The 13,082-nt window shown below is 37.4% G+C and carries 15 protein-coding genes and 2 pseudogenes; 7 read left to right on the top strand and 10 right to left on the bottom strand.

The window, feature by feature from the left end; genetic code table 11:
- Positions 1–273: 273 nt before the first annotated feature.
- The 3 genes and pseudogenes from EI546_RS13760 to EI546_RS16785 all read right to left on the bottom strand — a co-directional run.
- Positions 274–690 carry a pentapeptide repeat-containing protein gene (locus tag EI546_RS13760; protein ID WP_458410626.1) on the bottom strand — a complete coding sequence of 139 codons (417 nt, stop codon included), beginning with the start codon at positions 688–690 and terminating at the stop codon, positions 274–276.
- A gap of 30 nt (positions 691–720) precedes the next feature.
- A pseudogene (locus EI546_RS16805) lies at positions 721–855 on the bottom strand (pentapeptide repeat-containing protein); the annotation flags it as partial.
- 166 nt (positions 856–1,021) lie between these two features.
- A pseudogene (locus tag EI546_RS16785) lies at positions 1,022–1,177 on the bottom strand (IS200/IS605 family transposase); the annotation flags it as partial.
- A 107-nt stretch (positions 1,178–1,284) separates the two neighbouring features.
- Here EI546_RS16785 and EI546_RS13770 point away from each other — a divergent pair.
- The 3 genes from EI546_RS13770 (at position 1,285) to EI546_RS13780 (ending at position 4,685) form a co-directional block, all read left to right on the top strand.
- Positions 1,285–1,527, top strand: coding sequence for a hypothetical protein (locus tag EI546_RS13770; protein ID WP_128251086.1), 243 nt, complete (start codon positions 1,285–1,287; stop codon positions 1,525–1,527).
- 85 nt (positions 1,528–1,612) lie between these two features.
- Positions 1,613–3,562, top strand: a complete 1,950-nt coding sequence (locus EI546_RS13775) for a M1 family metallopeptidase (protein WP_128251087.1) — start codon at positions 1,613–1,615, stop codon at positions 3,560–3,562.
- A 199-nt stretch (positions 3,563–3,761) separates the two neighbouring features.
- Entirely contained in the window at positions 3,762–4,685 is a 924-nt protein-coding gene (locus EI546_RS13780) for a mechanosensitive ion channel family protein (protein WP_128251088.1), read from the top strand.
- 45 nt (positions 4,686–4,730) lie between these two features.
- Here the strand turns inward: EI546_RS13780 and EI546_RS13785 are convergent, their stop codons facing one another.
- From EI546_RS13785 to EI546_RS16625, 6 genes are all read right to left on the bottom strand, one after another.
- Positions 4,731–6,284, bottom strand: coding sequence for an amino acid permease (locus tag EI546_RS13785; protein ID WP_128251089.1), 1,554 nt, complete (start codon positions 6,282–6,284; stop codon positions 4,731–4,733).
- Between the two features lie 263 nt (positions 6,285–6,547).
- Positions 6,548–7,477, bottom strand: a complete 930-nt coding sequence (locus EI546_RS13790; RefSeq protein ID WP_128251090.1) for a class I SAM-dependent methyltransferase — start codon at positions 7,475–7,477, stop codon at positions 6,548–6,550.
- Positions 7,478–7,670: 193 nt separating this feature from the next.
- Positions 7,671–8,573 carry a GYDIA family GHMP kinase gene (locus EI546_RS13795; protein WP_128251091.1) on the bottom strand — a complete coding sequence of 301 codons (903 nt, stop codon included), beginning with the start codon at positions 8,571–8,573 and terminating at the stop codon, positions 7,671–7,673.
- 262 nt (positions 8,574–8,835) lie between these two features.
- On the bottom strand, positions 8,836–10,149 hold the full coding sequence (locus EI546_RS13800) for a hydroxymethylglutaryl-CoA reductase, degradative (RefSeq protein ID WP_128251092.1): 1,314 nt from the start codon (positions 10,147–10,149) through the stop codon (positions 8,836–8,838).
- Between the two features lie 178 nt (positions 10,150–10,327).
- A complete protein-coding gene (locus tag EI546_RS13805) occupies positions 10,328–10,459 on the bottom strand; it encodes a 30S ribosomal protein THX (RefSeq protein WP_128251093.1) in 132 nt (43 codons plus the stop codon).
- The gene (locus tag EI546_RS16625) at positions 10,459–10,587 is read right to left on the bottom strand and encodes a hypothetical protein (protein ID WP_262707629.1); all 129 of its coding nucleotides are present in this window, start codon (positions 10,585–10,587) and stop codon (positions 10,459–10,461) included. Before EI546_RS16625 ends, EI546_RS13805 begins: the two co-directional genes overlap by 1 nt.
- 227 nt (positions 10,588–10,814) lie before the next feature.
- Between EI546_RS16625 and EI546_RS16280 the strand changes: the two genes are divergently transcribed.
- Complete coding sequence (locus tag EI546_RS16280) at positions 10,815–10,961, top strand: hypothetical protein (RefSeq protein ID WP_164905245.1); 147 nt, start codon at positions 10,815–10,817, stop codon at positions 10,959–10,961.
- A gap of 87 nt (positions 10,962–11,048) precedes the next feature.
- On the opposite strand, the gene EI546_RS13810 is transcribed toward EI546_RS16280, so the two are convergent.
- On the bottom strand, positions 11,049–11,639 hold the full coding sequence (locus EI546_RS13810; RefSeq protein ID WP_128251094.1) for an anthranilate synthase component II: 591 nt from the start codon (positions 11,637–11,639) through the stop codon (positions 11,049–11,051).
- 179 nt (positions 11,640–11,818) lie between these two features.
- On the opposite strand from EI546_RS13810, the gene EI546_RS13815 reads away from it, so the two are divergent.
- The 3 genes from EI546_RS13815 (at position 11,819) to EI546_RS13825 (ending at position 13,030) form a co-directional block, all read left to right on the top strand.
- Entirely contained in the window at positions 11,819–12,130 is a 312-nt protein-coding gene (locus EI546_RS13815; RefSeq protein WP_128251095.1) for a rhodanese-like domain-containing protein, read from the top strand.
- Positions 12,131–12,136: 6 nt separating this feature from the next.
- Complete coding sequence (locus tag EI546_RS13820; RefSeq protein WP_128251096.1) at positions 12,137–12,541, top strand: rhodanese-like domain-containing protein; 405 nt, start codon at positions 12,137–12,139, stop codon at positions 12,539–12,541.
- Between the two features lie 114 nt (positions 12,542–12,655).
- Positions 12,656–13,030, top strand: coding sequence for a hypothetical protein (locus EI546_RS13825; protein WP_128251097.1), 375 nt, complete (start codon positions 12,656–12,658; stop codon positions 13,028–13,030).
- Positions 13,031–13,082: the final 52 nt, after the last annotated feature.

Here is a 13,082-nt window from a genome sequence, read left to right on the forward strand (position 1 = left end):
GTTATTGAAAACTGTGGTAGTTTGAAGTTGAAGTTTTAAAAAAGCAACTTGTTGTAAAATTCTCGTTCAGGTGGCGCGGTCGTCCCTATCCTATATGTTGGATAATCTAATAACGATTAATCCAATTTCTAGAAAGATCTCCGAATTTTATCATTTTTTTCTCCTCGGTAGTCGTCCTCAATGTTACGGACTTCCTTGAGTTCGTTTTTTTAGATATATGCGGATATGAAATTTAGAAACTCTCTGGCTAAATCTTTAGCATTTTATAGGAAACTAAGTTTTATGATCGATAACAAGATTGTATTTGCTCAAAAGTCCTGCTAATGTGGAGCTATCAAATTTTGAGTTTTTAAGGCGATTGATTTCTGGGTCAATAGAGAAATTTCTGGAGGTCCGGAAATCGGTTTTTTCGAGAATTGTGGAATTGAAAGTGGCGCCTGTTAAATCACAGTTTTTGAAAATGGCGCTGGTTAAATCACATTCCACAAAATCCACTTCTTGAAGTTGGGAATTTGAGAATGATGTATTTCTTATTTTCTTTTTATAGAAAGATGAATGGGTGAGAATGCAGTTTTCAAAACCAAAATTAAGACCGAAATCGTTACAATTATCGAACCTAAGGCCGAGCATTTTGCAATCCTTAAACTTAACATCTCTAAACGCCGTGCCGGCAATGTTGGTAAGACTCAAATTACACCCTATAAATTCGCATTCGGTAAACGTCGAATTCGAAAGATCCGATTCCGACAAATCGCACTCTTCAAATCGACAGTTCTCGTATTCACCTCTAATTAGGGGATTCTTATTTGAGTTTAATTTTTTAAATGTTCTGTCTTCTATGTAGGACTGGTTCATTCTGAATTATGGGATTGTTTGAAAGGTATCTTGATTTACCTATATTATAGTTAATGCGTTTTTGAACTGTAACTGTGTGCGATGGAATGTTTCATAAACTAGGCTGTAAAGATAGACATCCCGTGCTGATGGGGTGCAGATATTCTTTCTTGAATAATTTTTTTTAATGATGTTTTTCTTGGTTTAGAATATAATTATAACCCGTCTCAATATGAGAATGGGAATATGAAAATACACCATAACCTTCTTGCCAGGAAAATTTATCGGAAACATATTTGCTACTATTAATGAAATTGGTCGAATTGTTTTTTATATCTCGCACGAAAATATTCCCAGATTAATTGCATTGAATTTTTAAGAAATCGAAAATTATTTTAAGGTTTTTTCGATATATTTGGTTTCTATCTGAGCTATAATGAAATGAAATTTATGAAAAGACTGTTATTCCTATTTCTATTTCTTTCCTTCGGAATTCTTCCCGGTTTCGCTCCTCCTTCAATCCTTTCCAATAGCACCTATATTCATCCCGTTAACGAGGTTGTTTACATTACCAAATCAGGAACTAAATATCATCGCGGTTCTTGCCATCATCTGAAAAAGAGCAAGATTAAAACCAATAAATCAGATGCCAAAACTGCGGGGTACACAGCTTGTAGTGTATGCAAGCCATAACAATTCCTTCGAAATTTTAGAAATTCAAATAAATATTTTTTATTAGAATAGTTACCTTCGGAAAACTTATTCTAAAACTTTTATTATGAAGCAATCTTTTTGGATGTTGGCGCTATTTCTCTTCTCTTTATCCACAAGTGCGCAATATGACCCCTCAAAAATATTCGTTCCCGATTTTTATCAGCATAACGGAAATACTTTTCGTAGCGCAAGTGGAAAACCTAGTGCTGATTATTGGCAAAATGAAGCCGATTATACGGTAAAGGTTGCATTCAATGTAGAAACCCGTTTATTGAGTGGAGATGTAACTATCGATTATACCAATAACAGTCCGGATGATCTGGATGCTCTTTGGTTGCAAATGGACCAAAATACCACCAAAAATGAAGCTCGCGGAAACATTTTACGAAATCCGAATGGAAAGCCAGATGAAAAACAAGGATATAGAATTACTAAAATCCGACTAACAAGGGAGGGAAAAACTAAAGAAGTGCCATTTATTGTTGATGGAACAAGAATGCAGATACGTTTACAAAACGTTGTAAAGCCAAAGGGAAAAATTCAGTTGGCAATAGAATATTCGTATGAGCTGCTGCCCAGGGGAGGCGGTTGGCGTTCAGGATATATGGATGATGAAAATGGGAAGATATTCGAATTTTCATATTGGTACCCTCGGATGTGTGTTTATGACGATTATTATGGATGGAACACATTGCCATTTATAGGTGGTGGTGAAATGTATCTGGATTACGGCACTATTGACTACCAAATAACCGTTCCCGCAGATCAAATTGTAATCGGTTCGGGAATACTGCTGAATGAAAAGGAAATTTTGAACAGTAAAACCTTGGATCGTCTTGATAAAGCCAGAAAATCTGAGAATATAGTTTTTATAAGAAGTTCCGAAGAAATAAAAAATCCAGTCACAAAAAATAATTCTGGGAATGTGACCTGGCATTTTAAGATGGAAAACACAAGAGATGTAGCTTGGGCTATGTCCAGTGATTATATTTGGGATGCGGCCAAGATAAACCTCCCCAGCGGTAAAACCGCTTTGGCCCAATCCGTTTATCCAGTTGCCTCTACTAAAAACGGAAGAGCGTGGTCAAGATCCACCGAAATGCTGAAATATTCAATTGAGAATTATTCCCAGAGATGGTTTGAATATCCGTATGCCGTAGCCTCAAGTGTCGCTGGGTCAGTAGGCGGAATGGAGTTTCCGGGATTGGCTTTTAATTATTGGGATGTGGAACCTTATATGATGTTTTTACTGGCTTCCCATGAAATTGGGCACACGTGGTTCCCGATGATAGTGGGATCGGATGAAAGACGAAATCCTTTTATGGATGAAGGGTTTAATACGTTTATGAATGTTTATGCGCAGGCGGATTTCAACAATGGCGAATTGGCACCCAAACGCGATGGGGAATATGCTCCAAACGGCGGGAATCCTGCTGATGAGATCATTCAGGTAATTAAGGATGCCAAAGATGGCCCCACTTTAATGACACCGGCAGACAACCAGAATTATAAATTCGTACATCCATTGGCATATTTTAAATCGGCTTTTGGATTGGTGCTTTTGCGAGAGGTGATTTTGGGTCCGGATAAATTCGATTACGCGTTTAGGCAGTACATTAAAAACTGGGCATACAAGCATCCGAGACCTGAGGATTTTTTCCGAAGTATGGACAACGGATCGGGAGAAGACCTCACTTGGTTCTGGCAGGGCTGGTACCACAACAATTGGCAATTGGACCAAGCTATTTCAAAAGTAGAATATACAGAGGATAAGGAGACCAATGGTATAGATATTACGGTTACAAATAAACGTCAAATGGTAATGCCTATTTTGGTTAGCGTTGAAGAAAGCAATGGCAAGACCCATAATTTTACTGTCCCCGTAGATATTTGGAAGTATGGCGCAGATGCGAAATTTCATGTAAATACCACTTCAAAAATAAAGCGAGTCCTCTTAGATGCCGGTCATCAAGTACCGGATATTGATCGGGCCAATAACGAATGGAAAGGATGATCGACGTTGTTGGTGAGTGACCTTTCCGATTCCTAATGGGTCGTCACAACACCTAAGCACTTTAGTGAAAAAGTAAGAGCTGGAAGATTTATATTGTTTTTCGGTAATAAGAAAATCGTCTGAATATCACAATCCAAATTGCATTGAGGATGTATGGATGCTAAGGTTTTAGAATAACTATCTTTAAAATAAAAAAAGTATGCTTCCTATTATACAGTCACCAACGGAAACAATTCAGCACTCGATAAACCGCTATTATCATGAATTTCTTCAAGTGCTGCCAAGAATCGCATTGGGGATTCTCGTAATTGTTTTAGGAATTCTGATTGCGCAGGTACTTACAAATTTTTACAAACACAGGTTTCAACAAAAGTCGGAGGACCCTCTAATGGCTAAGTTTTTGGCGCAGGCTATTAAAATAATCCTGATCATTATAGCCATAATGATTGCTTTGCGAGTAGCGGGCCTTGATGGAATTGCAACCGGTCTCTTGACAGCCGTGGGCGGCGGTGCCATAATTTTAGGATTCGCATTTCAGGATATAGGGAAGAATTTCTTGGCTGGAATTATTTTGGCTTTCAACAGACCTTTTAATATTAATGACACTATAAAAATTGACCATATCTTCGGAAAAGTTAAGGCTCTTAGTTTTCGGTATTCCCATATAAAAACCTTTGACGGAAGGGATATTTATATTCCGAACAGTGATGTACTTACCAAACCCGTGGAGAATTATACCGCCGATGGATTTTTCAGAGTAGATTTTACCGTGGGAATTGGTTATGAAGACGATATTTCTGAAGCTAAAGAAGTAATTCAGAGAATACTTGACAAAAATACCGAAATTGTTCGTGATGCTGAGCACGAAAACTTTGTGATAGAAGATGAATTGGCTGCAAGTACAGTGAATCTTAAAGTGTTTTTCTGGGTAGATACGAAAGATTATCGAAGGGCATCTCGCGTTTTACGAGGGCTAATAATACGAGAAGTTAAGGAAGATCTCTTTAATAAGGGATTCAATCTTCCGGCGGATATTAAAGAATTGAAAATCTATGGTACTGAAGATGCAATTCCCATTACCTTTAGAAATATTCCTGAATTTCCTCAAGTGCCGAAGCAGTAATTTTTCAGTTATTATCTTTTATCTAATTGGAACTTCCTTTCCCTTTTAATTAAATGGAATTTCGTCGTTAACGCTAGTCCCTTTATTGTGAGGGGGAACTTTGGAGTCATTTAACTCGCTATGCTTTTTGCTATAAATAAAATAGATTGCCAGTCCCACGACCATCCATATAATAAACCGCAACCACGTAATCAGCGGTAAGGAAATCATCAAATAGCTACAAATTAATATTGCGCCCGAGCAGATAAGTTTGTAGGCGGGAACTTTGAATTTCCGCGTTCTTTCCGGTTGTTGGACTCTTAATATCCAAACACCGATTGCTACAAGGACAAAAGCAAATAAAGTTCCGATGTTGGTTAATTCGGCAACGGCACCTATATCCATAAAAGCTGCTAAAAATCCTACGAGCAAACCGACGGCAATAGTGGAGTAGGCGGGGGTTTTAAATCTTTTATGCACGCGACTAAACTTTTTAGGCAACAAGCCGTCCCGGCTCATAGAGTAAAAAATTCGGATTTGACCTAACTGCATTACCAATAAAACTGTGGGCATGGTAAGTGTAATTCCAAGAGAAATAAGAAAGGCCACTTTGTTTTCTCCCACGGCCTCCAAGGCTGCGGAAACGGGCCGTTCGTTGGCAAGAATATTTAAGGGCACCATTCCTGTCAATACCGCGGAAACAGCAATATATAAGATGGTACACACTATTAAAGCTGCTATCATTCCAATAGGAAGATCCCGTTGCGGATTTTTGGTTTCTTCTGCAGTTGTACTTACGGCATCAAAACCGATATATGCAAAAAATACCAAAGCCGCACCGGTCATAATGCCGTTCCATCCATTGGGAGCGAAATTTTGCCAGTTTTCTCCGGGATCAAAATGAGGGAATCCGAAATATAGAAATAGCCCTACAAGACCCAATTTGATCAAAACCAAAAAAGAGTTAGTTCGTGCTGATTCTTTTATGCCGATAATCAGCATTACCGTAATCACAAAAGTGATGACAAATGCGGGCAAATTCATTAAAGAAATAACGTGTGGCAAGGTCTCCCAACTGCTTCCTAATTGCGTTTTCAGTGCTTCCGTGAGCGGCTGCCATTCCCCGTTGGTGAGCACAAGTTCCGTTCCTGTGGAAGCTGATAAATTCGCCGGCAGATGAAGTCCCAGTCCATTTAAAAAGTTTTTAAAATATCCTGCCCATCCTATGGCTACAGCTACATTTCCTATGGCGTACTCCAAAATAAGATCCCAGCCAATAATCCAGGCAACTATTTCCCCAAATGATGCATAAGCATAGGTATAAGCACTTCCGGATATCGGAATCATTGAGGCGAATTCGGCGTAACACAAAGCTGCAAAACCACAGGCTAGACCTGTGATGATAAAACTGATTGTAATCGCTGGTCCTGCGCCGAGTGCATCCTTCGTGCCCGCTGCGGCCTCACCCGTAAGTACAAAAATACCGGTTCCAACGATGGCCCCGATTCCCAACATTGTGAGATCGAAGGCGGTTAAGGTTCTTTTAAGAGAGGAAGATTCAGCGTCTAAGGCAAGTTGGGCTGCTGATTTTCTGCGGAAAAGCGACGAATAGGATTTCATTCATCATAATTAGTAAGTTAGTACCCCGTGCGGTATCAAAAATCTTACTCTAAATTAATTCATTTTGAATGAAATAGGTTAAGTAGAGGAAATTATTTTCAGGTTTCTTTGCACTTATTTTTTTAATTGTAATGTTTTTTATTATTTATTAATGGCTTAATAGCACTCACAAAATAGTAAAAGTCTTATTATTTTTTAGCTGAAGAATTAAATAGGGAGGCAGGATAATCTCAGTGGATTAGGTACCGAGGATTTCCTTTTTATTATCCTTTTTTAGTTAAAACTATACGTTGATAGCTCTGAAGGTTTTGCATTATTGAAAATGGCAAAAGAATTCCGGCGATGGTATTTTTGATCAGGTTTTTCGGAACGAGAATCATAATAAATTTTGAAATCATATAATATTTGAAATATTTTTTTGCCAATCTATGAAACCGCTTCAGATTGGGCATGATTGCTAGTGAGATGTCATCATTTACACTTATTTCAAATCCTGATTCTTTTGCAATTTCCAGCCACTCCAAAATGGTATGCCCCGTATTTACGGCCATTGTTTTTTCAACGAGTAAAGCCGATTTTTTTTGGAGAGCAGTTGAAGTGGTATAGTTTTCCGTTCTAAATCCGTCATAAAGTATAAATTTTCCGCCAGTTTTTAAAACTCGGTAGACTTCATCCAATACGGTTTTAGGACTATCGGAATGACAGACGCTTTCCAATTCAAAAACTATGTCGAAAGTATTGTCATCAAAATTGAGAGAGTGAAAATTACCATAAGAAGGTTGAAGGTTCCTTAAATTTTTCGCTCTTTTCTTGGCATATTTTAGATGCGTTTTGGAGATATCTATACCGTGAAATTGTGATTTAGTATTGGAACTTGCCAAATAATGGGAGTTGAAACCTTTGCCGCAGCCCAATTCCAAGACCTTGAAATTCGGTTTAATATATTCGTTTATTTCTTTTACCTGTTGGTAATAGCCCTCGTCATTGAAAATACCATCATAATTTACCGCCATATGTACCGAACCGTCCTTGGAATGTACAAGGTTGTATGCCGCGTTGCTTTCGCGATAATATTTTTGCACTTTGGTTTTATCTATGTCTTCATTTATAATGGAATCCGTGTTAAAAACCCTTTCGATCTTATCTACATATTTCTGAAGGTTTTCCTGGCTTTTAAAATAATTGTTATCCATAATAGGCTGTCGACGTTTTTTGTAAAATGGAGCAGAAATGAAATTTATAATATTTGGAGGAAATTAAAGTGAATTGATTCAAATGTAATGAATAAACCCTTTCTTTTTTCCGAAGGCAATATTTCACCTAACCCAATAATCGGCAACTAATATTTTGTGGGTAGCTTATTTAAGCGGAAGAGGTTTTAGGTTTTTATCGAATCATGTCACCAAAAGGTATGATGGTTTTAAATCCTTTATTTTTGAAATATTCCATTTCTGAAAAAGTGCCTGTTGCCAATACGAAATCTCCTCCCCAAGCCCCCAGACTTTTTATTGAATGAGGATAATCCTGGAAAATTCGAGATTTGATGGTGGGCAGTTTTAAGATTTTAGAAATTATTTCTTCGTGTAGATCTATTAAATACTGAAATTCAGATAGTTGCGTAATCTGTAAAAGTTGATTTCCGATTACCGATATTTCCTGAATTATTTCCCTTGGAATTTCAGTTTTTCTGTAATGGGCAATTCCTTCCTTGCTATCCTGTTTTTCATTTAGGTGTATGAAAAATAAAGATTCTTTAAAATCCCATTCTAAATTAACTTTCTGAAAATGAGGGTTGTCTTCCAACAATTTATACAAAATGGGAAAGTTGTGCTGTGCGGCGGCTATGTCATAACCACTGCCACCAAAACTTTTATTGAGAAGAGTAAAAGCATCTACGCTTGCCCATTGTGCGATGTTATTTATTAATGTAGAAGATGTGCCAAGTCCCCAAACTCTGGGGAAATCCAATTTAGTCCTTACCTCAATTCCCGAATTGGTAGAAAGAAAACCTGGATTGAGATTTCTTGCTTCTTGAAGGATCTTTGAAAGAGTCTGGGAATATTTGTTTTCCGGATTGGAAGGTTGTAGATTTTCCAGTTTGAACGATTCCTTAAACCAAATCTCTTCCTTTTCATCTAAACTTTCCCAGTGAATTTCCGCTTTTTCCGCAAATTCAATTTCCAATGACTGCCCATATTTTGTAGGAATTGCGAGTGCAAGTGCCCCATCCAGTACCACATATTCGCCAGTGAGCAATAATTTTCCGTTACTGTGGAAGGATTTATTCAAAGGAATGATTGATTTTGATGTATTATTTAAACAAAATAGTAGTCGAAATATGATAGATATAGTTAAAGAAAATATTTCTTAATATTCAATCAATGCCAAAGTTAATTCAAAAAAGTCTGATCATTTAATTGTTTAACTGACAAGGTATTGTGGCGAAATATTCACCTGGATTTTGTCTGCAACTTTCCGTAATAATTAAGATAGCTAAATCCCCAAGCGGCAAAGTCTAATTTACCCAATAAACAATAAACAATAAATCCCCTCATCCCCTCAATTTCGCCAAAAACGCAACCACAGCATTATGCGAAACCTGGTTTACTTTAAAATATTCCAACGCCTGTTCTTTCTCTTCTTTAGAAGCCTCAAATTGATTTAGGATATTCATTAAATGCATTTTCATATGCCCTTTTTGGATTCCGGTGGTTACCAGGGAACGTAGAGCGGCAAAGTTTTGGGCAAGGCCGGCGACGGCTATTATTTGCATCAATTGTTTTGCATCCGGTTTTTGCAAAATTTCAAAGGCAAGTTTTGTCAATGGATGAAGGGATGTTAATCCACCAACGGTGCCAATGGCCAACGGCAATTCTATCCAGAAAGTAAAAATACCGTCTTCTATTTTTGCGTGTGTCAGACTTCCGTAGTAACTGTTTCTTGCAGCATAAGCGTGTACTCCCGCCTCCACCGCACGAAAATCGTTTCCGGTGGCGAGCACTACTGCATCTACACCATTCATTATCCCTTTATTGTGAGTTACGGCACGACGGGTTTCTGTTTTTGCAATTTCTATTGCCCGGATAAACTTTTGTGCAAACTGTTTCCCATTATGATGTTTTGTAGTAAGATCTTCAACGGGGCAACTAGCTTCGGCGCGCACTACACATTCAGGAACGTAGTTCGATAAAATGCTCATTACCACTTCGGGCAACTCATTTACTTTTTGAAAAGCTTCATAATTTCGGGCTTCCTCTTCAAAAGTCTGCGCCATTTTCTCCAAGCAACTATTGATAAAATTTGCCCCCATTGCATCCAAGGTCTCAAATGTGGCATGGATGTAGAAGTAACCTTCCAGAATATGTGATTTGTCGACAAAAGAAAGGTCTAAAAGTCCCCCGCCCCGGCCCTGCATGTTCTTTTCTAGGGACTGAATGCTTTGGCGAAGTTTCGGCTTTACGTCATTAAAGAATTCCTCAATATCTTTTTCACTTCCAAAAAAATTAAAGTGGATCTGTCCATTTTTTACCGTAGAGATTACTTGAGCATGAAATCCACCGCGATCCATCCAAAATTTAGCCGCATTGCTTGCCGCGGCGACTACAGAACTTTCCTCTGTAACCATTGGGATTGCATAGATTTCGCCGTTTATCAAAAAATTAGGTGCTATACCAAAAGGAAGATAATAATTGGAAAGTGTGTTTTCAATAAAATCATCGTGAAGCTGCTGTAATTCAGTATCTTCATTCCAGTAATTCTTCAGAATCTGGATAAAATGTGGATTTTCCTGCAGGTAGTTGGCTGCAAGCCATGCAATTTTTTCAGTCTTAGATTTTTTGGAAAATCCAGAAACAGCTCGATTCATGGAATTGTTTAAAAAATGAATTGCAAATATATGATTTCAAACTGCGTTTCCGGAATTCATTTAGATAAAGAAAAAGACGATCGAAAACCCTTTGTGAGTTTTTGATCGTCTTTTTGGAGAGAGCTATTTTAAAAGTCAAATTGACGACAGGTTTGTAAATGATCGCCGAGTTAACATTCTAACCCTCCTTTGTCTGTGCGTCCTTGACGGGAGTAGGGCGTACGTTAAATTTTTTTCTTCGCGGTCTCAATTTTCCATGACTGCCAATATTAATCTTGCCGCGTTTGGTTTTCTTATCACCTTTTCCCATTATTTCTTATTTTGTTGTTTCTTAATGGTCTTTTCATCAATATCAAACTTATTTGTTTTTTGATTTACGTTTCCCGTGGGATTGGTGGGATTTTTTTGTTCCGTTTTTCTTTCAAACTTCTTTTCCATGATTTTTTCTTTTCTGGTTTAAAATTCTATAATGCTTATTGAGTATAACACCTAAATTATGGAGTATGATTGTCACGTCGAGCGCAGTCGAGACGTTTTTATCTAACCTTTCGACGGCGCTCAAGGTGACAAAAACTTATTTTAGATATTTAAACGAACAAGCATAAGGTTCTAAAGCCTAAATTAATCAATGCAATCAAGAATCACTATTAAACTCTTGCCAAATTATGGTTAAAGCGGGGGAAAACGGAATTGAAATCGGAAACGAAAACGAAATCGAAATCGAAATCGAAAATGAAATCGAAATCGAAAATGAAACCTGCCTGCCGGCCATGCGGTCTAAATGGAAATTTTTCTGTTTATCGGCAAGTTGAAATCAAATAGAAACTACATCTAGAATTCTTCAACTGTTTTTCAAAATCTGGTATTTGGTATTTGGATCTTGGAATTTGGTTTTTACCTCATTCCTCAACCCAGTTCTTAATTATCTCTTTTCCCTGTGGGGTAAGTACACTTTCTGGGTGAAATTGTACTGCACAGATGTCGTAGAATCTATGTCTAAGAGACATAATATGCCCATTCTCATCAATTGAGGAAATTTCCAACTCGTCGGGAAAGGCTATATTGGAGACTATCCAACTGTGATAGCGACCAACTTCTATTTTCTTAGGAAGACCTTTAAAAAGTGGTTCATTTTCCGAGAGAATTGTGGCTTCAGTGGAAACCCCATGGAAAACCTGTTCTAAGTTTTCCAATTTACCGCCAAAAACTTCCGCGATTGCTTGTTGGCCCAAACACACTCCCAAAATGGGTTTTATACCTATATATCGCCGGATGATTTCCTTTAATTGACCGGCTTCTTCTGGAGTTCCAGGGCCGGGAGAAAGAAGTATTTTATCGAAAAGTATGCCTTCTTCCAAAAGGAATTGGTCGTTTCGTCTTACACTTACCTTGCAATCCAAATCTTCTAAGTAGTGGACTAGATTATAAACAAAACTGTCGTAATTATCTATAACTAGAACTTTTAGTCGTGTAGAATTTTTTACGGACATTTTATATTATATGGTGAAAGTGAGATGGTTGTGACGTAGGTAAAGATCTTCACAATTAATTGATCCAAATATAATTCGTATTTCCCGTTTATGGAAAAAAGCTTAATATTTTGATTTTGATTTCATCGGAATGATTTCTTCGTTATGATTCCTTATTTTTGCACCTTAAATTTTAAGTAATGACAAATTTAACTCAAGAACAGTGGTGCCAGCAGTTGGAAAGCGACGATAATGCCGTAATCCTCGATGTGCGTACTCCCGCGGAAGTTGCAGAAGGCTTTATTCCTGGTGCCATAAAACTCAATATTCAAAATACATCTGACTTCTATGCGAAAGCCCAAGAGTTGGATAAATCAAAAAACTATTATATCTATTGTCTTTCGGGAGGAAGAAGTGGACAGGCTTGTGCCTTGTTTAATGCTTTGGGAATAAAGAACGCCTACAATTTGATGGGAGGTATAATGGCTTGGAAGGGAGAACTTGTAAAATAAAATGTTATGATTAAAAAGAATATAGTATCAATCGTAGCGCTGTCGCTGCTGTTTTTTTTCACTGCTTGTAAGGACACTAGCTCGGCAAAGGAGATTAAAGTTATTTCACCCCAAGAGGTTAAGGAAGCGGTTTATGATGATGCTCCCCATCAATTGGTTGATGTACGTACCTTAGAAGAATTTAAGGAAGGCCACCTAAAAAATGCACAAAATATTTGCGTTACCGATGACGATTTCGCCAAACAGATTGAAAAATTGGACAAAGATGAACCTATATACGTTTATTGCCGAAGTGGAAAACGAAGTGCAAAGGCGGCCCAAATATTAAAAGATAAGGGTTTTAAGGAAATTTATGATATGGACGGAGGCTATTTAAACTGGGAAAGTCAAAGATTCGACACGGAACTTTAAAATCCATAAAATTCTTAACCATTTTTCTATTTGCTAGTTAAATTAGAGCCAAACCCCATTTTCCATATACTCAGCGGATTTTTATCGACGTAACTTAGCTTAAAATCGAAGGTTATGGATGATGAAAGTGAAATAGTATTAAGAGAAATCAGGTTGCTCATAAAGGATAGTTGCGATTTTGTAATGGAGCCAAATGAGGAATTTAAAAACTTTCACAAATCCTTTTTGAAATTTTCATTTGGGGTTTTGGATGTAGAAATAAATTACGCTACTAAAAGCATTTCCACTTGGAATTCTAAGCCTTTAACAGGTTCTACCATTGATCTCCGTAATTTTGGAGATGCTCTGCTGGAAAAATTAAATTATGTGGACTTAGAGGAAACTCTTTTAGGCTGTGTTGAACAAGGAGTATTCAATGAGCGGTTTTATAAACACCTTCTGTCTGATTTTGATCGGATCAACGATGAAAATGACATAAAGACCGCCTAATTTTATTTTTGAAATCTGAATAAAAATCTGCTGTCCTAATTCGTAATTTTTA

Source organism: Aequorivita sp. H23M31 (assembly GCF_004022485.1).
GTDB lineage: Bacteria > Bacteroidota > Bacteroidia > Flavobacteriales > Flavobacteriaceae > Aequorivita > Aequorivita ciconiae.

Bases quoted from the DNA above. Each gene is read 5' to 3' on its own strand.
- EI546_RS13770 (WP_128251086.1), top strand. From the start codon at position 1,285: ATGAAAAGACTGTTATTCCTATTTCTATTTCTTTCCTTCGGAATTCTT.
- EI546_RS13775 (WP_128251087.1), top strand. From the start codon at position 1,613: ATGAAGCAATCTTTTTGGATGTTGGCGCTATTTCTCTTCTCTTTATCC.
- EI546_RS13780 (WP_128251088.1), top strand. From the start codon at position 3,762: ATGCTTCCTATTATACAGTCACCAACGGAAACAATTCAGCACTCGATA.
- EI546_RS13785 (WP_128251089.1), bottom strand. From the start codon at position 6,284: ATGAAATCCTATTCGTCGCTTTTCCGCAGAAAATCAGCAGCCCAACTT.
- EI546_RS13790 (WP_128251090.1), bottom strand. From the start codon at position 7,477: ATGGATAACAATTATTTTAAAAGCCAGGAAAACCTTCAGAAATATGTA.
- EI546_RS13800 (WP_128251092.1), bottom strand. From the start codon at position 10,149: ATGAATCGAGCTGTTTCTGGATTTTCCAAAAAATCTAAGACTGAAAAA.
- EI546_RS13805 (WP_128251093.1), bottom strand. From the start codon at position 10,459: ATGGGAAAAGGTGATAAGAAAACCAAACGCGGCAAGATTAATATTGGC.
- EI546_RS16625 (WP_262707629.1), bottom strand. From the start codon at position 10,587: ATGGAAAAGAAGTTTGAAAGAAAAACGGAACAAAAAAATCCCACCAAT.
- EI546_RS16280 (WP_164905245.1), top strand. From the start codon at position 10,815: ATGGTTAAAGCGGGGGAAAACGGAATTGAAATCGGAAACGAAAACGAA.
- EI546_RS13810 (WP_128251094.1), bottom strand. From the start codon at position 11,639: ATGTCCGTAAAAAATTCTACACGACTAAAAGTTCTAGTTATAGATAAT.
- EI546_RS13815 (WP_128251095.1), top strand. From the start codon at position 11,819: ATGACAAATTTAACTCAAGAACAGTGGTGCCAGCAGTTGGAAAGCGAC.
- EI546_RS13820 (WP_128251096.1), top strand. From the start codon at position 12,137: ATGATTAAAAAGAATATAGTATCAATCGTAGCGCTGTCGCTGCTGTTT.
- EI546_RS13825 (WP_128251097.1), top strand. From the start codon at position 12,656: ATGGATGATGAAAGTGAAATAGTATTAAGAGAAATCAGGTTGCTCATA.